This window comes from Stenotrophomonas sp. SY1, from assembly GCF_021202945.1.
Classification (GTDB): domain Bacteria; phylum Pseudomonadota; class Gammaproteobacteria; order Xanthomonadales; family Xanthomonadaceae; genus Stenotrophomonas.
This window is the reverse complement of record NZ_JAJOYR010000002.1, coordinates 1,076,341-1,098,791: the sequence shown is the minus strand read 5'-3', so window position 1 is coordinate 1,098,791 and position 22,451 is coordinate 1,076,341. Positions and strand designations below refer to the sequence as shown.

The 22,451-nt window shown below is 66.4% G+C and carries 21 protein-coding genes; 7 read left to right on the top strand and 14 right to left on the bottom strand.

Going from position 1 to position 22,451, the window contains the following annotated elements; translation table 11 throughout:
• Positions 1–38 precede the first annotated feature (38 nt).
• On the bottom strand, positions 39–1,928 hold the full coding sequence (locus LR961_RS16440; RefSeq protein WP_232151011.1) for an MFS transporter: 1,890 nt from the start codon (positions 1,926–1,928) through the stop codon (positions 39–41).
• A 41-nt stretch (positions 1,929–1,969) separates the two neighbouring features.
• A complete protein-coding gene (locus LR961_RS16435; RefSeq protein ID WP_232151010.1) occupies positions 1,970–2,842 on the bottom strand; it encodes a LysR substrate-binding domain-containing protein in 873 nt (290 codons plus the stop codon).
• A gap of 99 nt (positions 2,843–2,941) precedes the next feature.
• Here LR961_RS16435 and LR961_RS16430 point away from each other — a divergent pair, with 99 nt between their 5' ends.
• On the top strand, positions 2,942–4,129 hold the full coding sequence (locus LR961_RS16430) for an MFS transporter (protein ID WP_232151009.1): 1,188 nt from the start codon (positions 2,942–2,944) through the stop codon (positions 4,127–4,129).
• A 152-nt stretch (positions 4,130–4,281) separates the two neighbouring features.
• Here LR961_RS16430 and yccS read toward each other — a convergent pair whose 3' ends face one another.
• Positions 4,282–6,471: a YccS family putative transporter gene (gene yccS, locus LR961_RS16425; RefSeq protein WP_232151008.1), complete on the bottom strand. Its 2,190-nt coding sequence runs from the start codon at positions 6,469–6,471 to the stop codon at positions 4,282–4,284.
• Positions 6,472–6,560: 89 nt separating this feature from the next.
• On the opposite strand from yccS, the gene LR961_RS16420 reads away from it, so the two are divergent.
• Positions 6,561–7,871, top strand: coding sequence for an amidohydrolase (locus LR961_RS16420; protein WP_232151007.1), 1,311 nt, complete (start codon positions 6,561–6,563; stop codon positions 7,869–7,871).
• A gap of 60 nt (positions 7,872–7,931) precedes the next feature.
• On the opposite strand, the gene LR961_RS16415 is transcribed toward LR961_RS16420, so the two are convergent.
• On the bottom strand, positions 7,932–8,846 hold the full coding sequence (locus tag LR961_RS16415; RefSeq protein WP_232151006.1) for a LysR family transcriptional regulator: 915 nt from the start codon (positions 8,844–8,846) through the stop codon (positions 7,932–7,934).
• Between the two features lie 81 nt (positions 8,847–8,927).
• On the opposite strand from LR961_RS16415, the gene LR961_RS16410 reads away from it, so the two are divergent.
• The gene (locus tag LR961_RS16410) at positions 8,928–9,923 is read left to right on the top strand and encodes an aldo/keto reductase (RefSeq protein WP_232151005.1); all 996 of its coding nucleotides are present in this window, start codon (positions 8,928–8,930) and stop codon (positions 9,921–9,923) included.
• Between the two features lie 146 nt (positions 9,924–10,069).
• On the opposite strand, the gene purD is transcribed toward LR961_RS16410, so the two are convergent.
• The 7 genes from purD to prmA all read right to left on the bottom strand — a co-directional run bounded on the left by purD (position 10,070) and on the right by prmA (position 16,628).
• Complete coding sequence (gene purD / locus LR961_RS16405; RefSeq protein ID WP_232151004.1) at positions 10,070–11,356, bottom strand: phosphoribosylamine--glycine ligase; 1,287 nt, start codon at positions 11,354–11,356, stop codon at positions 10,070–10,072.
• Between the two features lie 22 nt (positions 11,357–11,378).
• Entirely contained in the window at positions 11,379–11,789 is a 411-nt protein-coding gene (locus LR961_RS16400; protein WP_232151003.1) for a hypothetical protein, read from the bottom strand.
• Positions 11,789–12,604 (bottom strand): hypothetical protein, encoded by an 816-nt coding sequence (locus tag LR961_RS16395; protein WP_232151002.1) that lies wholly within the window; start codon positions 12,602–12,604, stop codon positions 11,789–11,791. Before LR961_RS16395 ends, LR961_RS16400 begins: the two co-directional genes overlap by 1 nt.
• Positions 12,605–12,627: 23 nt before the next feature.
• Positions 12,628–14,211 carry a bifunctional phosphoribosylaminoimidazolecarboxamide formyltransferase/IMP cyclohydrolase gene (gene purH / locus LR961_RS16390; RefSeq protein ID WP_232151001.1) on the bottom strand — a complete coding sequence of 528 codons (1,584 nt, stop codon included), beginning with the start codon at positions 14,209–14,211 and terminating at the stop codon, positions 12,628–12,630.
• A 235-nt stretch (positions 14,212–14,446) separates the two neighbouring features.
• The gene (gene fis / locus LR961_RS16385; RefSeq protein ID WP_057631483.1) at positions 14,447–14,719 is read right to left on the bottom strand and encodes a DNA-binding transcriptional regulator Fis; all 273 of its coding nucleotides are present in this window, start codon (positions 14,717–14,719) and stop codon (positions 14,447–14,449) included.
• A gap of 98 nt (positions 14,720–14,817) precedes the next feature.
• Positions 14,818–15,684, bottom strand: coding sequence for a DUF3426 domain-containing protein (locus tag LR961_RS16380; RefSeq protein ID WP_232151000.1), 867 nt, complete (start codon positions 15,682–15,684; stop codon positions 14,818–14,820).
• Between the two features lie 29 nt (positions 15,685–15,713).
• Positions 15,714–16,628, bottom strand: a complete 915-nt coding sequence (gene prmA / locus LR961_RS16375) for a 50S ribosomal protein L11 methyltransferase (RefSeq protein WP_232150999.1) — start codon at positions 16,626–16,628, stop codon at positions 15,714–15,716.
• Positions 16,629–16,774: 146 nt separating this feature from the next.
• On the opposite strand from prmA, the gene LR961_RS16370 reads away from it, so the two are divergent.
• Positions 16,775–17,731, top strand: coding sequence for a hypothetical protein (locus tag LR961_RS16370; protein WP_232150998.1), 957 nt, complete (start codon positions 16,775–16,777; stop codon positions 17,729–17,731).
• Positions 17,731–18,090, top strand: a complete 360-nt coding sequence (locus LR961_RS16365) for a hypothetical protein (protein WP_232150997.1) — start codon at positions 17,731–17,733, stop codon at positions 18,088–18,090. The genes LR961_RS16370 and LR961_RS16365 overlap by 1 nt, the downstream gene beginning before the upstream one ends.
• Positions 18,091–18,389: 299 nt before the next feature.
• Here the strand turns inward: LR961_RS16365 and accC are convergent, their stop codons facing one another.
• The 3 genes from accC to aroQ form a co-directional block, all read right to left on the bottom strand.
• Positions 18,390–19,757, bottom strand: coding sequence for an acetyl-CoA carboxylase biotin carboxylase subunit (gene accC / locus LR961_RS16360; RefSeq protein ID WP_232150996.1), 1,368 nt, complete (start codon positions 19,755–19,757; stop codon positions 18,390–18,392).
• 10 nt (positions 19,758–19,767) lie between these two features.
• Complete coding sequence (gene accB / locus LR961_RS16355) at positions 19,768–20,244, bottom strand: acetyl-CoA carboxylase biotin carboxyl carrier protein (protein ID WP_232150995.1); 477 nt, start codon at positions 20,242–20,244, stop codon at positions 19,768–19,770.
• A gap of 64 nt (positions 20,245–20,308) precedes the next feature.
• A complete protein-coding gene (aroQ, locus tag LR961_RS16350) occupies positions 20,309–20,743 on the bottom strand; it encodes a type II 3-dehydroquinate dehydratase (protein WP_232150994.1) in 435 nt (144 codons plus the stop codon).
• Positions 20,744–21,105: 362 nt separating this feature from the next.
• Here aroQ and LR961_RS16345 point away from each other — a divergent pair, with 362 nt between their 5' ends.
• Both LR961_RS16345 and LR961_RS16340 read left to right on the top strand, forming a co-directional pair.
• Positions 21,106–21,738, top strand: a complete 633-nt coding sequence (locus LR961_RS16345) for a TetR/AcrR family transcriptional regulator (RefSeq protein WP_232150993.1) — start codon at positions 21,106–21,108, stop codon at positions 21,736–21,738.
• Between the two features lie 13 nt (positions 21,739–21,751).
• On the top strand, positions 21,752–22,429 hold the full coding sequence (locus LR961_RS16340) for a type 1 glutamine amidotransferase domain-containing protein (protein ID WP_232150992.1): 678 nt from the start codon (positions 21,752–21,754) through the stop codon (positions 22,427–22,429).
• Positions 22,430–22,451 lie beyond the last annotated feature (22 nt).

Here is a 22,451-nt window from a genome sequence, read left to right as displayed (position 1 = left end):
GCCTAGCCAGTTGTCCTACATCTGAAAAGCTTGAGTTCCTAGGCCTGGTCACCACGCAGCGCACGTACCAGCGTTTCCAGCTGTGCGGCATCGGTGTTGGCACCATCCACCGGGGGAGCGGCAACCACTTCGACATGCGCACGGAAGCGGCGCGGTACGCGCATGCGGCCCAGTCGCGTATCGCGACGGCTCCACATGCTGGCCCACATGCCCTTGAGCGCCATCGGCACCACCGGTACCGGGCGCCGTTGCAGGATCTTCTCGACGCCGGACTTGAAGGCGGCGATCTCGCCATCCTTGCTCAGCGCGCCCTCGGGGAAGATGCAGACCAGCTCGCCGTCGGCCAATGCCGCGTCCACCTCATCGAAAGCGCGTTGCATCAATGCCGCGTCCTCCTTCGGGCTGGCGATGGGAATGGCCTTGGCGGTGGTGAAGATCCAGCGCATCACCGGGATGTTGAAGATCTTGTAGTACATGACGAAGCGCACCGGGCGCGGGATCGTCGCCGACAGGATCAACGCATCCATGTAGCTGACGTGGTTGCAGACGATCAGCGCAGCGCCTTCGTCGGGCACGTTGTCTTCCACGCCCTTGACCCGCAGCCGGTACAGCGTGCGCACCATCACCCAGCTGAGGAAGCGCATCAGGAATTCGGGGACGATGCTGAAGATGTAGACCGCCACCAGCACGTTGGCGATGGCCAGTGCCAGGAACAGCTGCGGGATGGTCAGGCCGAGCAGGCGCTGTGCCAACAGACCCAGTACCGCCGCGGCGACGATGAAGCCGGAGTTCTGGATGTTGAGCGCGGCAAACACGCGCGACATCTCGGACTTCGGTGTGCGGCTCTGGATCAGCGCGAACAACGGCACCACGAAGAAGCCGGTGAACAGGCCGATACCGAGCAGGTCGATGACGATGCGCACTGCGCCGGCTTGTTGCAGGAAGCCGCTCACATCCAGCCCGCTGACGCTGACGACACCGCTGCGGGCGAAATACAGATCGAGCAGGAACGCGCTCATGCCGAACGCGCCCAGCGGCACCAGACCGATTTCAACGATGCGCCCGGACAGTTTTTCGCACAGCAGCGAACCGACGCCGGTGCCCAGTGAAAACAGCGCCAGCGCAAAGATGTACAGGGTGTCGCCACCGCCGAGGTTGACCACCGCGTAGGTCGGCAGTTGCGAGGTGAGCACGGTGCCGAAGAACCAGAACCAGGACACGCCGAGGATCGCGTTGCGCACCGCTTTCTGCTTCTTGGCCAGACGCAGTACCGCCAGCGATTCGCTCAGCGGGTTCCAGTTGACCTTCAGTTCCGGTGCGCCGGCATCCACGCGCGGGATCATCCGCGACACCACGTTGCCGACCACTGCCAGGCCGATGATGGCCACCGCCGCGACGACCGGGCCCTGGCTGCCGGCCAGGGCGAAGATCATGCCACCGGCGATCATGCCGGTGAGGATGGAAATGGACGTGCCCATCTCGACCAGGCCGTTGCCGCCGGTCAGTTCTTCAGGCTTGAGGATCGACGGCAGCACCGAGTACTTCACCGGGCCGAACAAGGTGGATTGCAGGCCGGTGCAGAACAGCGCGATCAGCAGCACCGGCATGTTCTGGGTGAGGAAACCGATCGCGGCCAGCGACATGATCACGATTTCCATCGTGGTGGTGATCACGATCAGCCGTTGTTTCTCCAGCTTCTCGGCGATCTGCCCAGCCAGGGCGGAGAACAGGAAGTACGGCAGGATGAACAGCGCCGGCGCCAGGTTGGTGTAGAGCGTGCGTTCCTCGGTACTGACGCCCAGGTAGAACAGCAGGCCGATGATCGCCTGCCGATAGACGTTGTCGTTGAACGCGCCCAGCGCCTGGACGATGAAGAACGGGAGGAAGCGGCGCTGCCTGAGCAGGGCGAACTGATTGTGGCCGGACATCGTGTCTCCTCGATTCTGCGCGGCACCTTAGCAGACCAACATCACCGTGCCAGTGGTTGCAGCAGCTCCAACAACGCACGCGCTGCCGGCGTCGGGTCGGCCCGCCACACCGCGCAGGTCCGGAACTGAAAGGGTTCGGCCAGCGGGCGCACGCTGACGCCGGCCATGTGATCGGCCATGCTGGCTGGCACTACCGCCACTGCCAACCCGGCCGCCACCAGTTGCCGCTGGATCTCGCTGTGGGTGACTTCGTACTGAAGCTGTGGGCGGATGCCCCGGCCGAGCAGGGCGTCGTCGACCATGCGGCGCACGCCGGCACCGGGGATCAGCGCAGCCAGCGGTATGCCATCCAGCGCGGCCAGTGGAATGGCCGGCAGTGCGGCCAGCGAATGATCCGGCGGCATCACCAATGACAGGCCTTCCTCGTGCAGCAGCCGGTGTTGGGGCGGCAGTGTCACTTGCGGGCCGACGCCGACCAGGGCCACGTCGAGCCGGCCTTCGTCCAGATCGGCCAGCAGGGCGTCACTCATGCCCACGCGCAGGTGCACGTCCACCGCGGGGTGAGCGGCGCGGAACACGGCAAGCAGGGCCGGCACGTCGACGATGTTGAGCGAGGTGATCTGGCCGATGTTGATGCGACCACGCACCGTGCCCAGCGCCAGCGCCATTTCTTCCTGCAGCCGTGCCGCAGCCTGGAGCGTGAGCCGGGCGTTGCGCAGGAACACCTCGCCCGCGGCGGTGGGCCGTGCGCGCCGGTGGCCACGTTCGAACAGGCGGGCGCCGAAGGCTTCTTCCAGCCGTGCGATCTGGTGGCTGAGCGCGGACTGCACCGTGTGGCAACGGAGTGCGGCAGCGGTGAAGCTGCCTTCCTCGGCCACGGCAATGACGAACTCGAGCTGGCGCAGGGTGAACATGCCATCACTGAAACAGATGGCATGGATGAAAACAATGCATTTGTGTCATTGATGGCCCAAGAACAGACTGGCGCCCGGTTTCCCCCTGTGCCAGCTGCCATGTCCCTCGAGTCGCCCCGTTCAAACGTACTCCCCCAGTCACGGGTACTGCTGCTGGCCACCGCCACCGGCCTGATCGTGGCCAGCAACTACTACGCGCAGCCGTTGCTGCAGATGCTGGCCGGGGTGTTCAACGTCAGTGCGGGCCAGGCCGGCTGGGTGGTGACGGTGGCACAGCTGGCCTACGCCACCGGCCTGCTGCTGATCGTGCCGCTGGGCGACCGGCTGGAGCGTCGCGGCTTGATCGTCGGCCTGTTCGTGCTGGCGGCGGTGGGCCTGGCGATCAGCGCCACCGCCACCGGCCTGCCGCAGCTGTTGATCGGCACCGCATTGAGCGGGCTGAGTGCCGTGGCCGCGCAGGTGATCATTCCGCATGCGGCCACGCTGGCCGCGCCTGAGCAGCGCGGGCGCGTGGTCGGTACGATCATGGCCGGCCTGTTGCTGGGCATCCTGCTGGCGCGCACCGCATCGGGCGTGCTGGCCGGGATAGGTTCCTGGCACACGATCTACTCGGTGGCCTGCGTTGCCTTGCTGCTGCTGGCGCTGGCCTTGTACAAGCTGCTGCCGGCACATCAACCGACCGCCACCTTGTCGTATCCGCGCCTGATCGGCTCGGTGCTGGCGCTGTTGCGCGATGAACCGGTGCTGCGCCGGCGCTCGCTGCTGGGCGCGCTGCTGTTTGCCGGCTTCAGCGTGTTCTGGACGCCGCTGGCGTTTCTGCTGTCCGGGCCGGCCTATGGCTATTCCATCGCCACCATCGGTCTGTTCGGACTGGTGGGTGCGGCCGGTGCATTGGCCGCCAGCCGCGCCGGCCGGCTCAGCGACCACGGCCATGGCCGCTGGGTGGCCGGCGGCGGTCTGGCGATGTTGCTGTTGTCGTGGCTGCTGCTGGCATTCGCACCGATGTCACTGACCGCGCTGGTGCTCGGCGTGCTGCTGCTGGATGTGGCGGTGCAGGCGGTGCACATCAACAACCAGAGCGTGATCTACCAGCTGGATGAAGGCGCACGTAGCCGCATCACGTCGGCCTACATGACCTGCTATTTCGTCGGCGGCGCCAGCGGTTCGGCGCTGGGCACCGCGGCGTGGACGCATTACGGCTGGAATGGCGTGTGCGTGCTGGGCGCAGTGCTGGCGCTGGTCGGGTTGGTGATGTTCTTCGTGCCGGAACAGAAGCCGCGCGCGTGATCGTGGGCGGGAGTTCGATGCAGGAGCTGCGTCAGCCGCGAAGCCGATGTGGTGCCCGACATGGGGGAGCCTGCAAGCGCGGGAATTCCCGTTGTGGCTTGCTTCATCCGTTTCGCGGCTGAAGCCGCTCCTGCGAAAAGGAAACGTTCCGCTTACCTGGCTGCTGCCATCGCCGTTGGATTCTGCAACTGGATCGCCTCGGCGGCGGTGTTGCGCAGCTTCGGCAGCAGACGCAGCATCAGCGCCAGTTGGGTGCGCACCAGACGTGCCTTTTCGTCGATGTCATCGGGCACCTGTTCCAGCGCATCGGCCAGCGCGATTTCCTCTTCCTGCGGCATTGCGGCGTCGCGTCGGGACAAGGCATCGGCCAGGTCCGTCAGCGAACGTTGCAGTTGCTGGTGGCCGGCCGTGATCAGCGGGTCCTGCTCAACCAGGGGTGATTGCGCGCGGTGTGCTCCCAGTGCGGACAAGTAGCCGAGCAGCGTGTTGGACAGCGCCAGGAAGCGGAAGCCACCGTCGAGATTGCCGCGTGCATAGACGGGCTCGCGCAGCATGTTGGCCAATGCCGCCGACAACGCGACATCGGCGTTGTGCATGTCGCGACGCGCGATGCGGTACGGCAGGTCGTCGCGCATGCCGCTGCGGTACTGGCCCAGCACTTCGTCCAGATACGCGGTGCTGGTGGCGACAACCTGCGCCATCACCCGGTGCAGGCGCCGGCCCTGCCAGTCGGGCAGGATCAGCAGCGAGGCGATCGCGGCGATGGCGCAGCCGATCAGCGTGTCGAGCAGACGCGGCCAGATCAGCACGAAGCCGTCGCCGAGCAGGTTGAAGCAGACCAGCGCCATCACCGTGATCGCGGCGGTGGCCAGCAGGTAGCGGTCGGTGCGGGTGAAGAAGAACACCAACGCGGCCAGCAGCGCCACCAGCAGCTGCAGCTCGGTACCGGGGAACAACTGCATCAGCGCCCAGGTGGCGCCCAGGCCGACCAGCGTGCCGGCGATACGTTCGACCAGCCGGCGCCGGGTGGCGCCAAAGTGCGGGCGGCAGACGAACAGGATGGTCAGCAGGATCCAGTAGCCATTCTCCGGATGCACCAGTTTGAGCACCACGTAACCGGCAATCAGCGCCAGCGCGATGCGCACGCCGTGACGGAACAGCAGCGAGCCGGTGGTCAAGGCCTGGCGCAGGCGCGTGGCCATCTCGCGCAGTGTGTGCGGCGAGGAATCGCGCAGGCGGGTGTCGATGCCTTCCAGTGGCGTGTCGGCCAGCGAGGCTTCGGCCAACTGCCGCTCGATGCTGGTCAGGTTGTGGGCCAGCAGGTTGAGCGAGCCGAGCAGGCGCGTCCATTGCGGGCGCTGCTGGTCGCGCAGGTAGCGTAGTGATTCGTGCAGATCGCGCCCGGCCTGCAGCGCCCGCTCACCGTAATCGAACGGCTGGCGCAGGCGGATGGCCTGGCCCAGTGCCTGGCAGGCCTTGCCCTGCAGTGAGAGCAGGCGCCGGCAGCGGTACAGCACGTCGCTGTGGAAGAAGGTGTCGGCCAGCGCTTCGTACGGGTAGTGCGAGGAACTGGCGCGTTCGTGGAAATCCTGCGCCATGTAGTACAGCCGGAAGTACAGGCCGGACTGCACGCCAGGCCGGCCGGAGCGGCCGAAGCGACTGAGGATGGCGGTCTTGGCGGTGTTGAGCGCTTCGACCACGCGCACGTTCTGCTCGGCCAGCGCCAGCCGCCGCGCTTCCAGGTCGCCGTGCCGCACCGGCTCGAACAGGTCGGCCTTGAGCTGCAGGTACTGGCCCAGCTCGAAGAACAGGCGCGCCAGCCGTTCGCGCACCGGGCGGTTGGCGAACATGGCCGTCCACAGGATCGACAGCGCGCCGTACCACGCCGCGCCAACCAGCAGGTTGGTCACCTCGTGCCAGGCCATGTCCGGAGACTTGAGCTGGTCCATCGCGATCATCGTGTAGATGGCCAGCGTCACCGTGGCCTGGCCGATGGACGCGTAACGCTCGCCCAATGCACCGAGCAGGGTCAGGCCGAAGGCGGTCAGCGCCAGCGCGGTGATGAACTGCAGCGGATGCGGGAACAGCCACACCACCGAGGCGGCGGCCAGTGCGAAACACAGCAGCGACAGCGCGACCGATTTGCTGCGGCCCCACCAGTTGTCATCGGTCTCGGCGATGGCGCTGGCGATGATGCCCAGGAACAGTCCGGGGATCGCGCCGATGCGGTCGTAGTACCAGCCATAGGCCAGCACGGCGGTGAGCGCGATGAACACGCGCAATCCGTAGCTGGCTTTTTCGTGGGCCCAGAGTTGGCCCAACTGACGTTCGAGACGGGGCATATCGACAGAAGGCAACGCCATTGCGGGAAAGGGGGCACGCGACTCTGACACGATTACCATCACGGCCTTGGCAATGAAAGGATCGGGCAATGAAATATCGGAGCATGGGCGCGCTGGCCTGTCTGTTGCTGGCGGTACCCGCAGTGGCGCAGGCACAGCCTGCCGGCGAGGTGCGCGCGGCGGTGCAGGCGGCCACGCCACAGTTGCAGGCCTGGCGGCGTGACCTGCACCAGCATCCGGAACTGGGCGGCGAGGAGCGGCGTACCGCCGACATCGTGGCCCGCCAACTGCGCGCGCTGGGCCTGCAACCGCGTACCGGTATTGCCGGCACCGGTGTGGCCGCCGTGCTCAAGGGCGGCCGGCCCGGCCCGAAGATCCTGATCCGCGCCGACATGGACGCGCTGCCGGTACGCGAGGAAACCGGGCTGCCGTATGCCTCGCAGGTGACGGCCAGCTATCGCGGCCAGCAGGTCGGGGTGATGCACGCCTGCGGCCACGATGCGCACGTCGCCATCCTGCTGGGCGTGGCGCAGGCGCTGGCGGCGCGCCGGGACAGCCTGCCGGGCGGGGTGATGTTCGTGTTCCAGCCGGCCGAGGAAGGCCCGGCGGTGGCCGGTGCCGACTTCGGCGCCAAGCTGATGCTCGATGAAGGACTGCTGCGCGACTTCCAGCCCGACGCCGCGTTTGGCCTGCATGTGTGGGCGGGTTTGCAGGTCGGTCAGATCGGCTACAAGGCCGGCCCGCTGCTGGCGTCGGCCGATGAGTGGTCCTTGACCGTGACCGGCAAGCAGACCCACGGTTCGCGGCCATGGGATGGCGTGGACCCGATCACCGTCGGCGCGCAGGTGCTGCTGGGCACGCAGAGCATGATCGCGCGCCAGATCAACATCGCGCAGACGCCGGTGGTACTGACGGCAGGGCAGTTCAACAGCGGCGTGCGCTTCAACATCATTCCCGACCAGGCCACGCTGGTGGGTACGCTGCGCACGTTTGATCCGAAGGTGCGCGAGGACGTGATCGCGCGCTTTGACCGCATCGCAACCGATTACGCGCATGCGGCCGGTGCGAGCGCGGTGTTGAAGGTGATCAACAATGCGCCGGCGACGATCAATGATCCTGCGCTGTCGGCGAAGGTGCGGCCTTCGCTGGAAAAGGTGGCCGGCGCGGACAAGGTGGTGGAGATGCCATTGCAGACCATCGCCGAGGATTTCTCGCAGTTCGCCAACCGCGTGCCGGGGTTCTACTTCCTGGTGGGCTCGACCGGTGTGGGCATCGATCCTGCGCAGGCACCGGCCAACCATTCGCCACGTTTCCTTCTGGATGAGGCCGCCCTGGCCAATGGCATGGCGGCGATGTTGCAGGTGACCACCGATTACCTGGAAGCGGGTGCCGCGCGGTAGCGCGGAGCCATGCTCCGCTGCGCGCGGCGGCGGTAGTGTCCCGCCGAGCCTGGCTCGGCGCTAGCGGGCGTTGGCGGCGCGCATGAAGTCGATGAACACCCGCAGCTTCGGTGCGAGCTGGTCGCGCGACGGGTAGTAAAGATGGAAGCCGGCGAACGGCACCTGCCACGCTTCCAGCACCCGCACCAGCCGGCCGGCATCCAGGTCAGCGCGCACGTTGTGCTCGAACACCTGCTGCAGGCCCAGCCCGGCGCGGGTGGCCTGCAACGCGAGGTGGCTGTCATTGAGCAGCAGGGGGCCATCAACTTCGATGTAGAAGTCGTGGCCGTCGCGGCTGAATTCCCACGGCATGATCCGGCCGTCGCTGTTGCGATGGGGAATGCAGGCGTGATCGACCAACGCCTCGGGACGATCCGGCACGCCGTGCTGTTGCAGATAGTCCGGGCTGGCGACCACAGCCAACCGCAGTGACGGGCCCAGCGGCACCGCGATCATGCCGGCAGCCAGCGATTCACCCAGCCGGATGCCCGCGTCGAAACCTTCGGCGACCACATCGACCATGGCCGGCTGGATCGACAGTTCGACCCGCACCTGCGGATGGCGTGCATGGAACCCGGGCAGGAATGGCAGCAGCAGGTGCTCGGCCGCATAGCGCGGGGTGGTGATGCGCAGTTGGCCGGATGGAATGTCGCGGCTTTCCTCCATCGCCTGCAAGGCAGTGCCGATGCGCGCCAGCGCCGGTACGGTTTCCTGCAACAGGCGCTGGCCGGGTTCGGTCAGGCCCACCGTGCGGGTGGTTCGCTGCAACAGCCGGGTGCCCAGGCGGCGTTCGAGGTTGCGGATGGTCTGCGACAGCGCCGAAGGCGAAACCCCAAGTTCGAGCGCGGCCTGACGAAAGCTGGCATGCCGGGCAACGCAGGCGAAGGCGGCCAGCGCGGGCAGCAGGGCAGGGTCGATTGTGCGGTCTGGCTTCATGGTCAGTCCCGATTATGGGGGTTTATTCGACTGCCGACGGCGGCCTACAGTGGCTTCCCCTTCGTTGATGGATGCATGCCAATGCAGACCCGCCTGTTGGGCCGTGACGGCCCGGTTGTTTCCGCCCTTGGCCTTGGCTGCATGGGCATGAGCGCCTTCTACGGTGGCCGCGGCGATGACGCTGGCTCGATCGCGGTGATCCACCGCGCGCTGGAACGTGGGCTTACCCTGCTTGACACCGCCGACATGTACGGCCCGCACACCAACGAAGTGCTGGTCGGCCGCGCCATTGCCGATCGCCGCGAACAGGTGTTCCTGGCGACCAAGTTCGGTGTCCGTCTGGATGCGCACGACCCGCAGGCACGTGGCGTGGATGGTCGTCCGGAGTACGTGCAGTCGGCCTGCGAGGCTAGCCTGCAACGGCTGGGCGTGGATCACATCGATCTGTACTACCAGCACCGTGTCGATCCCAATGTGCCGATCGAGGAGACGGTGGGTGCGATGGCGCGCCTGGTCGAGCAGGGCAAGGTGCGTTTCCTCGGCCTGTCCGAAGCTGCGCCGGAGACCATCCGGCGCGCGCATGCGGTGCATCCGATCACCGCGCTGCAGACCGAGTATTCGTTGTGGTCGCGCGAGCCGGAGCAGAACGGCGTGTTGGCCACGGCACGCGAACTGGGCATCGGCTTCGTGCCGTACTCACCGTTGGGTCGCGGCTTCCTGACCGGTGCGATCCGCAGTCCGGCGGATTTTGAAGAAGGGGATTACCGCAGCAAGTCGCCGCGATTCCAGGGCGAGAATTTCGACCGCAACCTGGCGCTGGTGGAACAGGTCAACGCGATTGCCGCCGACAAGGGCGTGACGCCGGGGCAGTTGGCATTGGCGTGGGTGCTGGCACAGGGCGATGACCTGGTGCCGATTCCCGGGACCAAGCGTTTGCCGTACCTGGAAGAGAACCTGGCTGCGCTGGACGTGGTGCTGAGTGCCGAGGATCTTGCACGGATTGATGCGGTGTTCCCGGTCAATGTTGCGGCCGGTGCGCGTTATCCGGCGGCGAGCATTGGCAGTGTGCATCGCTGACGGGTTGGAGTGAGGGTTGAGGGGTAGGGGCAGCTCTGCGCTTGTGCTTCTCGCCCACGATGCTGTGTTGCATCGCCGCCGACAAACGGGCGCAACGAAAAAGGGCGGCCTTGCGGCCGCCCTTTTTCTTTCGTCACACGAATGGCTTACTGCTGCTCGCGCGCAATCGCACGCCAGCCAATGTCGTTGCGGTGGAACTCGTTGGCCCAGTGGATCTTCGCAACGCCGGCATAGGCATGCTGCTGCGCATCGGAAACGCTGTCGCCCAGTGCCGCCACGCACAGCACGCGGCCACCGGCGCTGACCACATTGCCCTCGGCATCCAAAGCGGTGCCGGCATGGAACACCTTGGCGCTGGCCGGCACTTCGGCCAGGCCGCTGATCACATCACCCACGATCGGCGTTTCCGGGTACGGCTTGGCGGCCAGCACCACGCCCAGCGACGGGCGCGGGTCCCACTGCGCATCAACGCCCGCCAGGACGCCGTCGATGGCCGCTTCGAGCAGGTCCACCAGATCCGACTGCAGGCGCAGCATCACCGGCTGGGTTTCCGGGTCGCCGAAGCGCACGTTGAATTCGATGACCTTCGGCGCACCGCTTTCATCGATCATCAGCCCGGCATACAGGAAGCCGGTGAACGGCACGCCATCGGCGATCATGCCGGCCACGGTCGGTTCGACCACTTCGCGCATCACCCGCGCATGCACGTCCGGCGTGACCACCGGGGCCGGCGAGTAGGCGCCCATGCCGCCGGTGTTCGGGCCGGTGTCGCCATCGCCCACGCGCTTGTGGTCCTGGCTGGTGGCCATCGGCAGTGCGACGCAGCCATCGACCATCGAGATGAAGCTGGCTTCCTCGCCTTCGAGGAACTCCTCGATCACCACGCGCGCGCCGGCATCACCAAACGCGTTGCCGCTGAGCATGTCACGCACGGCGGCTTCGGCTTCGTCCATGGTCATCGCCACGATCACGCCCTTGCCGGCGGCAAGGCCATCGGCCTTGATCACGATGGGCGCGCCCTTCTCATGCAGATAGGCCAGCGCCGCATCCACTTCCGTATGCACCGCATAGAACGCGGTCGGGATGCCGTGGCGGGCGAGGAAATCCTTGGCGAACGCCTTGCTGCCTTCCAGCTGCGCGGCGGCGGCGGTCGGCCCGAAGATGCGCAGGCCGGCTTCACGGAAGGTATCGACCACACCAGCCACCAGCGGTACTTCCGGGCCAACCACGGTCAGTCCAACGGCCTCGTCCTGGGCCAGCTTCAGCAGCCCGGCGATGTCGGTGACCTTGACCGCCACGTTGCGGCACTTGCCCTCGGTGGCGGTGCCGGCATTGCCCGGCGCGACGATCACTTCGCTCACGCGCGTGGACTGGGCCAGCTTCCAGGCCAGGGCGTGTTCACGGCCACCGGAGCCGATGACGAGGATTTTCATGGAGTCAGTTCCTGTGGGGCGATCAGTTGGAAACACAATGCGAGGCTTTCAGCGTGACCTCGAAGAACACCGCGCCATTGGCATCGATGAAGCGGCGGCGCACACCACCACCGGCGTTGTAGAGCGGCAGCAACGTCGCGTCGGCACACAGGTCGGTGATGGCATAGTCTTCGTCCAGGCGCAGGGCTTCGAATACCTCAGGCTTGGCCTTGGCCATGTCCACGGTGGCGTCCGGGGAGCGGATCACCTGGACCAGGTCATCACCGTGGCGATGCACCGATTCGATCATCAGGCCATCGCGGTAGGGAAGTGGCAGTTGTTTGCTCATCGTCGCCACGGCCTGGCGCTGGGCGTCGGCCAGCGTGCCGTTGCCACAGCTGGCCAGCATCACGGTGCCGATGGCGAGATAGAACATGCGGGGCAGCAGGTGCATCAGGCGCAGCCTTCAAGTTGCAGTTCGGTAGGAATCAGGTAGCGCGACTGCGCCGGGTCGTAGGTGATGACATGTGCCTTGTTGACCCGCCCCTTGCAGCCGTTGCCGGTCTCCTGCACGCGCAATGGCCAGTACCGCAGGCCGGGCTGGCTGTCGTCCGGCTGCACGTCGAGATTCAGGTCCAGCCTGCCGTGCGCACAGCGGCCGGCGCCGTTGCATTCGATGGCGTTGTGGTCATCCAGATGGACGCGCAGCCAGCCGGCATCGGCCACCTTGCCGCCGCCGTCGAACAGCAGCCAGGAACGGTTGCGCATCATCGAGCCGACCATCACCAACTCGTCGTCGATCTGGTAGGCCCATGCGCCGGCGCCCACCTGCAGCGTGTTGATGGCGCCAGGCTTCCCGCCAACCCCGCTGGCGCGGCCGGGCAGCTCGGCGGCAAGGCTCATCGTGCCGTCGACGGCTTCGCGTAGCACGATGAAATCGCTGGTGCCCAGTTCGATGGAGGTGGCGTTGTCGTAGCTGGTGCAGACGGCCAGCATGCGATAGCGGTCCTGGCCGATGGCAACACCGCGGTCGGCGCAGACTTCGCGGTGGACCGGGCGGGCGCTGCTCATGTTCGAATCATCCAGCTGCTGCGCCCATTGCCCCTTCAGCTGTGCGGGAGCGCCGTAGCGCTCCTGCAGCAGCGCCAGCACTGCTGCGTCGTGGCGCAGCGCCGGCTTTTGCGCCGTCGCCTCGGCCACAACGGGTGTGTCCTGCCGGCACGAGGCCAGCAGGACCACAGCGGCCAGGGAAATCAATCGCGGAAACATCCCCGTCGCCATCGTTGCGGTACTCAGTGACGGAAGTGGCGCACGCCGGTGAACACCATGGCGATGCCATGCTCGTCGGCGGCGGCGATCACTTCGGCATCGCGCATCGAACCGCCCGGCTGGATCACCGCGGTGATGCCGGCTTCGGCGGCCGCATCCAGGCCGTCGCGGAACGGGAAGAACGCATCGGAAGCCATCACCGAGCCGGGAACCACCAGGCCGGCATCGGCGGCCTTGATGCCGGCGATGCGTGCCGAGTACACGCGGCTCATCTGGCCGGCGCCGACACCGATGGTGCGTTCGTCCTTGGCGTAGACGATCGCGTTGGACTTGACGTACTTGGCCACGCGCCAGGCGAACAGCATGTCGCGCAGTTCGGCGGCGGTCGGTGCGCGCTGGGTCACCGTCTTCAGTTCGTCGATGGTCATGCCGCGGTTGTCGGCGCTCTGGATCAGCAGGCCCGAACCAATGCGCTTGGTGTCGTAGTTGTTGCGCGCGTCGCCGGCCGGGATGCGCAGCACGCGCACGTTGGCCTTCTTGGTGGCGTATTCCAGCGCGGCCGGCTCGTAGTCCGGGGCGATCAGCACTTCGACGAACTGGCGGTCCAGGATGGCCTTGGCGGTGGCCGCGTCCAGCGTGCGGTTGAAGGCCAGGATGCCGCCGAACGCGCTGGTCGGATCGGTGTTGTAGGCCATTTCGTAGGCAGCGCCGACATCGGCAGCCACAGCCACGCCGCACGGATTGGCGTGCTTGACGATGACGCAGGCCGGCACGTCGAACTGGCGCACGCATTCCCATGCGGCATCGGCGTCGGCCAGGTTGTTGTAGCTCAGTTCCTTGCCCTGCAACTGCACGAAGGTGGCCAGGGTGCCCGGCACCGGGTACAGGTCGCGGTAGAAAACGCCGCTCTGGTGCGGGTTCTCGCCGTAGCGCAGGTCCATCACCTTCACGAAGGTGGAGTTCATCTGCGCCGGGTATTCCTCGCGCACCGGCACGGCGGCGCTGGTGTCGCTGACTGCGGACAGGTAGTTGCTGATCGCTGCGTCGTACTGGGCAACGCGGTTGAACGCGGCCACCGACAGTTTAAAACGCTTGGTGGCCGACAGCTTGCCGTCGTTGGCATTCAATTCGGCCAGCAGCGTGTCGTACTGGTCCGGGCTGGTGGCCACGGCCACGCGGGCGAAATTCTTGGCCGCGCTGCGCAGCATTGCCGGACCACCGATGTCGATGTTCTCCACGGCGTCGGCCAGCGTGCAATCGGCCTTGGCGGTGACCGACTCGAACGGATACAGGTTCAGCACCAGCAGGTCGATCGGTGCGATGCCATGTTCGGCCATCACTGCGTCATCGGTGCCGGCGCGGCCGAGCAGGCCGCCATGGACCATCGGGTGCAGGGTCTTGACCCGGCCATCCATCATTTCCGGGAAGCCGGTGACGTCGGAGACGTCCTTTACCGGCAGGCCGGCATCGCGGATCGCCTTGGCGGTACCGCCGGTGGACAGCAGTTCGACGTTGCGGGCGGCCAGGGCACGGGCCATTTCGACCAGACCGGTCTTGTCGGAAACAGACAGCAGAGCCCGGCGGACGGGCAGCAGATCAGCAGACATGGGGGCAAGAGGGGAAGCGGAAGCGGGCCGGTATTGTAGCCGCGCGGTCATATCCCTGCCCGGTAGAACCGAGCCATGCTCGGTTGGAGGCATGGCCGGTAACGCTTCAGCGCAGCATGGCTGCGCTCTACCGCCGGTGGTATGCGCGTAGTACCGAACCCTGCCCGGCAGGGGCATTGCTGGTAACGCTTCGGCGCAGCATGACTACGCTCTACCGGAGCGGTTGCCGGGCGCCTTACGCCAGACCGTACTCTTTGAGCTTCTTGCGCAGGGTGGCGCGGTGGATGCCCAGCAGCGCGGCGGCGCGGCTCTGGTTGCCTTCGCAGTGGTTGAGTACTTCCACGAACAACGGGATTTCCATCTCGCGCAGCACGATCTCGTAGACATCGTCGGCGTCACAACCGTCCAGGTCACGCAGGTAGCGCCGCACGGACTGGGCGACGTGTTCGCGAAGCGGCGGCTTGGCAGCGCCACGACTGGTGTCAGGACGGGTGGGGGCAGCGTTCAAGGAGATTCCCGGATTCAGCAGGGTTGGGCACGGTTGGCCCGACGTGGGGGGAGGAGTCTAGCGCGTGGGCCGGCGCGCTGCCATGCCGGTTTCCATCGTTACTGGAATTCGAAGCTGAAGGCGACCGTGGCCGATGCGGGTTCGCGCAGCCGGAACGACACCTGCGCGCTTTGCCCCGGCTCCAGCCGTGCCTGCGGATCGGCGGCACTGCCAAGGTAGTCGGCCGGCTGCAGGGTGCGACGGCCGATCACCCGGCCATCGGCATCGGACAGTGACAGCCGCAACGCCGGCCAGGCTTGCGCCCAGCGCGCTTCGTTGCGGAAGCTGGCCTGCACCTGCAGGACGCCGGGTTGCCCCGGCACCGGGCGGATTTCGCGGCTGAGCATGGTGTAGGCGGCAGGCTCATGCCAGGCCGGCAGGCTGCAGCGCAGCACCGCGCACAACGCGCTGACCAGGGGCCGGGTGCCCGCATCGGCAGCCAGGCGCGCGCGGTCGGCAATGACGATCTGCACTGCCAGCAACAATGCCAATGCAGCCACCAGTGCCCATTGCCAACGCGGCGTTGGGCGTGCGGATGCCACGGCCTGGCCGCTGCTGCGGATGAACGTGGGCAGCGTGGTTGGCGGGCTGCCGGCGGCGGGGTCGGTACCCGTTTCGACCTCACTGTCGGCATCAACATCAACATCAACATCGATGTCGGTAGCGATGTCGGTAGCGATGGCGGTTTCGGTGCTGTCGTCAGTGGCCGGCGCTTCCGCTTGGTTGTCGGCGGGAGCGTTGAACAGATCCTGTGCCGTCGCTGCCGGCATTGTCGGCTGCGGGGTTTCAGCGGATTCTGCTTGCGGCGTTTCCGCTTCGGTCGCCGGCAGGTCCGTTGCGGTGTCTGCGGGCGCCGGCTTGGTCGCCGGCTTGCCGCGCAGGAAGGTGGCAAGCGAGGGGCGCGAGGCTGGGTTTTCTTCGCTCATGTCAGGCAGTGACGGGGCAATGGCCCCATTCAAGCACGGCGCACGCCGGTGATGCGCATCCAGTCGCCGTCCTGCACCGCTTCGAGCTGGTCGAACCAGGTTGCATAACGTTCCAGCAGTTCACCTTCCTGGCCATGCAGGATGCCGGACAGGGCAATCCTGCCGCCGGCCGCAACGCGCGCGGCCAGCAGTTCGGCCAGCGCATCCAGCGCCGAGGCCAGGATGTTGGCGACCACCACCGGATACGTGGCGACCGGCTCGTCCTCGGGCAGGTAGGCGGCGATATGCACGCCGTTGCGCTCGCCGTTGTCGTGGGTGGCGATCAGCGCCTGCGGGTCGTTGTCCACGCCCACCGCCGCGCCAGCGCCGAGCTTGAGCGCGGCCAGGGCCAGGATGCCGGAGCCGCAGCCGAAGTCGAGCACGGTGCGGCCTTCCAGTTCGCCGGCGGCCGACAAGCCGTCCAGCCAGCGCAGGCACAGGGCGGTGGTCGGGTGGGTGCCGGAGCCGAAGGCCAGGCCCGGGTCCAGACGGACGATGGCGGCATCGGCGCTCTGGGCCTCTTCAGGCAGTTCGTGGTTCCACGGCACGATCCAGGTGCGCTGGCCGAAGCGCATCGGCTGGAACTGGTCCAGCCAGGCGCGCTCCCAATCCTCATCCTCGACTGCGCGGAAGCTGGCGCTGCTCCAGTCCAGGCCGGCGTCGAAGGCTTCCAGTGCCGCCAGCAGCGCCAGGCCATTGGTATCGGCCGGGAACAGCGCGGTCAGCACCAGATCGTTCCACAGCGGGGTTTCGCCCACGCCCGGCTCCAGGATCGCGCGCTCGTTGCTGGTGTCGGCATCGGCGTCGAGCATGGTCACCGCCAGCGCGCCCACGTCATCGAGAGCGTTCTCGTAGCGGGGCTGGGTGGTTTCGGTGCAGCGCAGGGTCAATTCAAGGAAGGGCATGGCGGGGGACAGCAACAGCGGGACAGGGCACGCATCCTAGACGAGGCGGGCGCTGATTGCGCGGGCGCGCTGCCCGGTTCAGCGCCAGCCGCCGCTGCCTTGCTAGAATCGCGCCACCTTTGCCGCCGATATGCGCCGCACCCCCGATGTTCAGCCTGCTGGCCAGAAAACCCTGGTACCTGTTGCTGCTGCCTGCCGCGGTGCTGCTCGCCGTGCTGGGCTTTCGCGGCGGCAGTGGCATGCAGGGCGCCGATAGTCGCGAAATGGCTGCGGCCATGGTGACGCGCGCCCCGCTGTCGGAAGATGCGGGCCTGGCGCCGGCCAGTGGCGTGAGCGGCCGTGAGCGCGATACCGCGATCGGCCCGGGCCTGCCGTTGGACCTGCGCGCGGCCTTTGAAAGCGGGCGCGACCTGTTCAGCTATGCCCGCCAGCTGCGCGCCGCCGCTGCGGCCGGCGACGCCGAAGCGGCCTGGATTGTCAGCCGCATCTACGACTATTGCGGCGTGTACGCGATGGACCCGCAGGGCTATGCGCTGGACAGCGGCACGCTGGCGTCGATGGGGTTGAAAGACGTACCGGGCCTGGTCGCGGCGCGCGAGCGGGTGGGCAGCAGTTGCATCGGTTTCACCGCTGCCGATGGATTGGGCAGTGCGCTGATCCTGCAGCAGCGGCACGATGCCGCCGTTGCCGGCAACCTGGCGGCCGAGGCCGCATTGCTGGCGATGGGTGAGCCGCTGCGCAAGGATGCAGCGTATCGGCGTGACCTGGTAGAGCGGGTGCTGCATTCGCAGGATCCGGAGGCATTCCTGGCGATATCTGCGGCCATGGGCGTGGCTGCCGCCGGTGACGATGCCTATCGTGGGTTTGTGGCCGGCGATCAGTTCTCGCAGCTGGCCTGGCAGTTGGCGGCCTGCAAGCTGGGGCTGGCGTGTGGACCGGACAGCTCGCTGATGACCGGTTACTGCGCCAATGGTGGGATCTGCTCGCGTGATCCCGATCAGGATTTCGAGTCGTTCGTTTATGACGCCGCCGTATCGCGGCAGGGTATTGAAAGAATGAACCAACTGGTCGACAGCCTGCGCAAGTCGCAGGGAGGTGCATGATGAATTACCGACGTCTCCTGCATGGAGCCAAGTTCTGGATCTGGGTGGTGCTGTTCGTGGCCTATTCGGCCGGCGCCGTGGGCGTGGTGCTGATCGACACCTACGAGGATCGCTACCGGGCGTTGAGCAAGGTCAAGCTGACCAGCGTCAAATCCGATGCGGATCTGCGCCGCGCCGGTGCCAGCCAGGCGGCGGCCATTTACCGCGCCCAGAGCGGCATGCCGTTCTCCACGTTGCAACCGGGCAGCAGTTTCCAGATCGTCTGGCCGGATGGTTCGGTGGAAACGGTGACGGTGGTTGACCCGTCCTCGCCGCTGGGTATCGAGCCGGTCAAGGGCACGGCAATCCAGGCGGAGTGATCGCTACATCGCAATGCTGATGAGAGGGCGGGGAAACCCGCCTTTTCTGTGCCTGGCGATCCGTGCGCGGTATTGGCTGCTGCATGTTCTGCCGGAGGTTTTCAGCGGTCGGCTTTTGTAGGAGCGGCGTAAGCCGCGAAGCCGGTGCGGATGGAAGCAGCAGGATGTTGATGATCTTGGAATTGCGGTTCGCGTGATTGTTCAGACGTTGCCAGCATCGCGGCTTACGTCGCTCCGAGAAAAGCGGGCAAAGAAAAAGGCGGGTTTCCCCGCCTTTTTCCTGTTTGCCGAAACCGCGATCAGGTCAGCGCGATCGACTGGTTCTTGCGTTCGGCCAGGCGCTTTTCCAGGTAGTGGATGTTCTGTCCGCCGGCCTGGAAGCCCTTGTCGCGCATGATGCGCTGCTGCAGGGCGACGTTGGTCTTGATGCCGTCCACGACCATCTCGCTCAGCGCCACGCGCATGCGCGCGATGGCGGTGTCGCGGTCCGGGCCGTGCACGATCAGCTTGCCGATCATCGAGTCGTAGTTCGGCGGCACCTTGTAGCCGGCGTAGATGTGCGTATCCACGCGCACACCCGGGCCACCGGGCGGATAGAAGCCGGTGATCAGGCCGGGGCTGGGAATGAAGGTTTCCGCGTCCTCGGCGTTGATGCGGCATTCGATCGCGTGGCCGTGCAGCACCACGTCGCTCTGCTTGATGCTCAGCTTCTGGCCCGAAGCGATGCGCAGCTGCTCGGCGACCAGGTCGATGCCGGTCACCATCTCCGTCACCGGATGTTCCACCTGCACGCGGGTGTTCATTTCGATGAAGTAGAACTTGCCGTCCTCGAACAGGAACTCGAACGTGCCGGCGCCGCGGTAGCCGATGCGGATGCAGGCTTCCACGCAGACCTTGCCGATCTGCTCGCGCAGCTCGGCGGTGATGCCCGGTGCCGGTGCTTCTTCCACCACCTTCTGGTGACGGCGCTGCATCGAGCAGTCGCGCTCACCCAGGTGGATGGCGTTGCCCTGGCCATCGGCCAGCACCTGGATTTCCACGTGACGCGGATTTTCCAGGTACTTCTCCATGTAGACCTCGCCATTGCCGAATGCGGCCTTGGCTTCGGACTTGGTGGTTTCGATGGAGGCCTTCAACGAGGCTTCGACATGCACCACGCGCATGCCACGGCCGCCGCCGCCGCCCGATGCCTTGATGATGACCGGGTAGCCGATCTCACGGGCGATCTTGGTGTTGGCGACGATGTCCTCGCCCAGCGGGCCGCCCGAGCCGGGCACGCACGGCACGCCGGCAGCCTTCATCGCGCGGATCGCTTCGACCTTGTCGCCCATCAGGCGGATGGTTTCCGCACGCGGGCCGATGAAGATGAAACCGGACTGCTCCACGCGCTCGGCGAAGTCGGCGTTCTCGGAGAGGAAGCCGTAACCGGGGTGGATGGCCTGGGCGTCGGTGACCTCGGCTGCGGCGATCAGCGCCGGGATGTTGAGGTAGCTCTCCGACGACGGGGCCGGGCCGATGCAGACCGACTCGTCGGCCATGGCCACGTGCTTGAGATTGCGGTCAACGGTGGAATGCACCGCGACCGTGCGGATGCCAAGGGTGTGGCACGCGCGCAGAATGCGCAGCGCGATTTCACCCCGGTTGGCGATAACGACCTTGTCGAGCATGGCCGGCGCCTCAGGCGATCACGAACAGCGGCTGGTCGAACTCCACCGGGCTGCCATTCTCGCCGAGGATGGCGACCACGGTGCCGGATACTTCGGCTTCGATCGGATTGAACATCTTCATCGCCTCGATGATGGCCAGGGTTTCACCGGCCTTGACGGTCTGGCCGACGGTCACGAAGGCCGGCTTGTCCGGCGAGGAGGACGCATAGAAGGTGCCGACCATCGGCGCGCGCTGCACGTGGCCTTCCGGCAGGGCGTTGCCCGGCTTGGCAGTGCCGCCGGTGGAGGCTTCGGTCGGGCCGCTCATCGGCATGGCCGGTGCGGCAGCGACCGGAGCGGGGGCGTAGACCGGAGCCGGCGCGGCGACGAAGCCGCCGACCGGGTTGCGCGACAGGCGCACGGACTCTTCGCCTTCCTTGATCTCGATCTCGGCCAGGTTCGACTCTTCCAGCAGGTCGATGAGCTTCTTGATTTTGCGCAGATCCATTGAATGCCTCTTTGGTGGTGTCCGCAGGCACTGGCGCCGGGCGCCGTCCCTGCCGGGGAAGGTTTCAGAGCCGCTGGAGCGCGGCGTCCATGGCGTAGCGGTAGCTGTCCGCGCCGAAGCCGCAGATCACACCCAACGCCTTGTCACTGAGATAGCTGTGCTGGCGGAAAGGTTCGCGGCTGTGCGGGTTGGACAGGTGGATTTCGATGAACGGGATGGCCACGGCGGCCAGCGCATCGCGCAGTGCCACCGAGGTGTGGGTGAAGGCGGCCGGGTTGATCAGGATGAAAGCGGTTCCATCGGCGCGCGCTGCCTGCACCCGGTCCACCAGCACATGCTCGGCGTTGGATTGCAGGTGCTCGCTCTGGTGGCCGGCCTGTTCGGCCTGTGCCGCAAGAGCCGCATCTATCTGCGCCAGCGTGGTGTGGCCGTAAACCTCCGGCTCACGGGTACCCAGCAGGTTCAGATTGGGGCCATGGAGGACCAGCAGTTTTGCCATTGCCAGCGGTCAGCGTGAAAGGGCGGCAGTGTGAGGGAAGCTGGCAATGCTGTCCAGTTCGCCGAAATTAGCCGCGTTTTAATCGTTTGTTTGAAATTTGACGGGGTTCCGGGTTTGCATGTGCGGTGGTGCCTGGGAGCTGAGAGGGTATGGGGTTCGCCCGGTTCGTCGGCGGGGGTTGAGCGATGGGTGGGCAAAACCGGGCTGGCGCGATGCGCGGCTTTTGGCGGGAAATGGGCGAAGTTGGGGAAACGGCGGAGGTGACTGTTCGAACGCTTTTCTCCACTGGCGGGAGTACTGGTATTGAGCCCAGTAATTTTCCATTAATAGACGACCGGTCTATTTTAAGTAAGGTTCGCTCCATGAATCTCTCTCCCAAAGCCCAGGCTACCCGCCAGCACATCCTCGATACCGGCTACCGGCTGGTCCTGCAGAAGGGCTTTGCCGCGCTGGGTCTGCAGGAAATCCTCAAGGCCTGCGCCGTGCCCAAGGGCTCGTTCTATCACTACTTTTCGTCCAAGGAAGCGTTCGGCTGCGAGCTGCTGCAACAGTACGTAGACGACTACGGGCGCAAGCTCGACCTGCTGCTGGCCGACGGCGGCAACGGCCAGCAGCGGCTGATGCGCTACTGGGATGCCTGGGCACGTGATCCGGCCGATCCGGCGCAGGGCTGGGCCGAGGAATGCCTGGTGGTGAAGCTTGCCGCCGAGGTGGCGGACCTGTCCGAGGACATGCGGCGCGTGCTCGACGATGGCGTGCAGCGCCTGCTGCAGCGCATCGCCGCGCTGGTCGAGGAAGGCCGCGCCGATGGCTCGCTGCCCGCCGGCAAGCCCGCGCTCGATGTCGCCCGCGTGCTCTATCAGATGTGGCTGGGCGCGGCGCTGCTGTCCAAGCTCAGCCAGGACCGTCTGCCGCTGCGGCAGGCGCGTGAGGCCACCGAACACCTGCTGACGTGCGGCAACACCGCCGCGCGCCTTTCTCCCCCAAACGATTGAAGAAGGCACTGCCATGAAAGTCCTGTTCGTACTGACTTCGCACGACCAGCTCGGCGACACCGGACGCAAGACCGGTTTCTGGCTGGAGGAATTCGCCGCACCTTGTTACGTGTTCAAGGATGCCGGCGCCGATATCACCCTGGCATCGCCGGCGGGCGGCCAGCCGCCGCTGGACCCGCACAGCGACGCGCCCGACGCGCAGACACCGGCCACCGAGCGCTTCCGCAAGGACAGTGCCGCGCAGCAGCATCTGGCGACGACGCTGCCGCTGAAGCAGATCGACCCGGCGCAGTTCGACGCGGTGTTCTACCCGGGTGGTCACGGTCCACTGTGGGATCTGGCCCGTGATGCGGATTCCATTGCGTTGATCGAAACCTTCGACCGGGCCGGCAAGCCGCTCGGTCTGGTCTGCCACGCGCCCGGCGCGCTGATCGCCGCGCGCAGCGCCGACGGCAAACCGCTGGTCGCCGGCCGCAAGGTCACCGGCTTCTCCAATAGCGAAGAGGACGCGGTGGGCCTGAGTGCCGTGGTGCCGTTCCTGATCGAAGACGAGTTCGCTCGTCTGGGCGGCAATTACGCCAAGGGGCCGGATTGGCAGTCGTTCGTGCTGACTGACGGCCATCTGGTCACCGGTCAGAACCCGGCCAGCTCCGAAGCCGTCGCCAAGGCACTGCTCGCGCAACTGGCCTGAGCCACCACAGACAACCCACGAC

Coding starts and splice junctions, on each gene's coding strand:
- LR961_RS16440 (WP_232151011.1), bottom strand. CDS start 1,928: ATGTCCGGCCACAATCAGTTCGCCCTGCTCAGGCAGCGCCGCTTCCTC.
- LR961_RS16435 (WP_232151010.1), bottom strand. CDS start 2,842: ATGTTCACCCTGCGCCAGCTCGAGTTCGTCATTGCCGTGGCCGAGGAA.
- LR961_RS16430 (WP_232151009.1), top strand. CDS start 2,942: ATGTCCCTCGAGTCGCCCCGTTCAAACGTACTCCCCCAGTCACGGGTA.
- yccS (WP_232151008.1), bottom strand. CDS start 6,471: ATGCCCCGTCTCGAACGTCAGTTGGGCCAACTCTGGGCCCACGAAAAA.
- LR961_RS16420 (WP_232151007.1), top strand. CDS start 6,561: ATGAAATATCGGAGCATGGGCGCGCTGGCCTGTCTGTTGCTGGCGGTA.
- LR961_RS16415 (WP_232151006.1), bottom strand. CDS start 8,846: ATGAAGCCAGACCGCACAATCGACCCTGCCCTGCTGCCCGCGCTGGCC.
- LR961_RS16410 (WP_232151005.1), top strand. CDS start 8,928: ATGCAGACCCGCCTGTTGGGCCGTGACGGCCCGGTTGTTTCCGCCCTT.
- purD (WP_232151004.1), bottom strand. CDS start 11,356: ATGAAAATCCTCGTCATCGGCTCCGGTGGCCGTGAACACGCCCTGGCC.
- LR961_RS16400 (WP_232151003.1), bottom strand. CDS start 11,789: ATGCACCTGCTGCCCCGCATGTTCTATCTCGCCATCGGCACCGTGATG.
- LR961_RS16395 (WP_232151002.1), bottom strand. CDS start 12,604: ATGTTTCCGCGATTGATTTCCCTGGCCGCTGTGGTCCTGCTGGCCTCG.
- purH (WP_232151001.1), bottom strand. CDS start 14,211: ATGTCTGCTGATCTGCTGCCCGTCCGCCGGGCTCTGCTGTCTGTTTCC.
- LR961_RS16380 (WP_232151000.1), bottom strand. CDS start 15,684: ATGAGCGAAGAAAACCCAGCCTCGCGCCCCTCGCTTGCCACCTTCCTG.
- prmA (WP_232150999.1), bottom strand. CDS start 16,628: ATGCCCTTCCTTGAATTGACCCTGCGCTGCACCGAAACCACCCAGCCC.
- LR961_RS16370 (WP_232150998.1), top strand. CDS start 16,775: ATGTTCAGCCTGCTGGCCAGAAAACCCTGGTACCTGTTGCTGCTGCCT.
- LR961_RS16365 (WP_232150997.1), top strand. CDS start 17,731: ATGAATTACCGACGTCTCCTGCATGGAGCCAAGTTCTGGATCTGGGTG.
- accC (WP_232150996.1), bottom strand. CDS start 19,757: ATGCTCGACAAGGTCGTTATCGCCAACCGGGGTGAAATCGCGCTGCGC.
- accB (WP_232150995.1), bottom strand. CDS start 20,244: ATGGATCTGCGCAAAATCAAGAAGCTCATCGACCTGCTGGAAGAGTCG.
- aroQ (WP_232150994.1), bottom strand. CDS start 20,743: ATGGCAAAACTGCTGGTCCTCCATGGCCCCAATCTGAACCTGCTGGGT.
- LR961_RS16345 (WP_232150993.1), top strand. CDS start 21,106: ATGAATCTCTCTCCCAAAGCCCAGGCTACCCGCCAGCACATCCTCGAT.
- LR961_RS16340 (WP_232150992.1), top strand. CDS start 21,752: ATGAAAGTCCTGTTCGTACTGACTTCGCACGACCAGCTCGGCGACACC.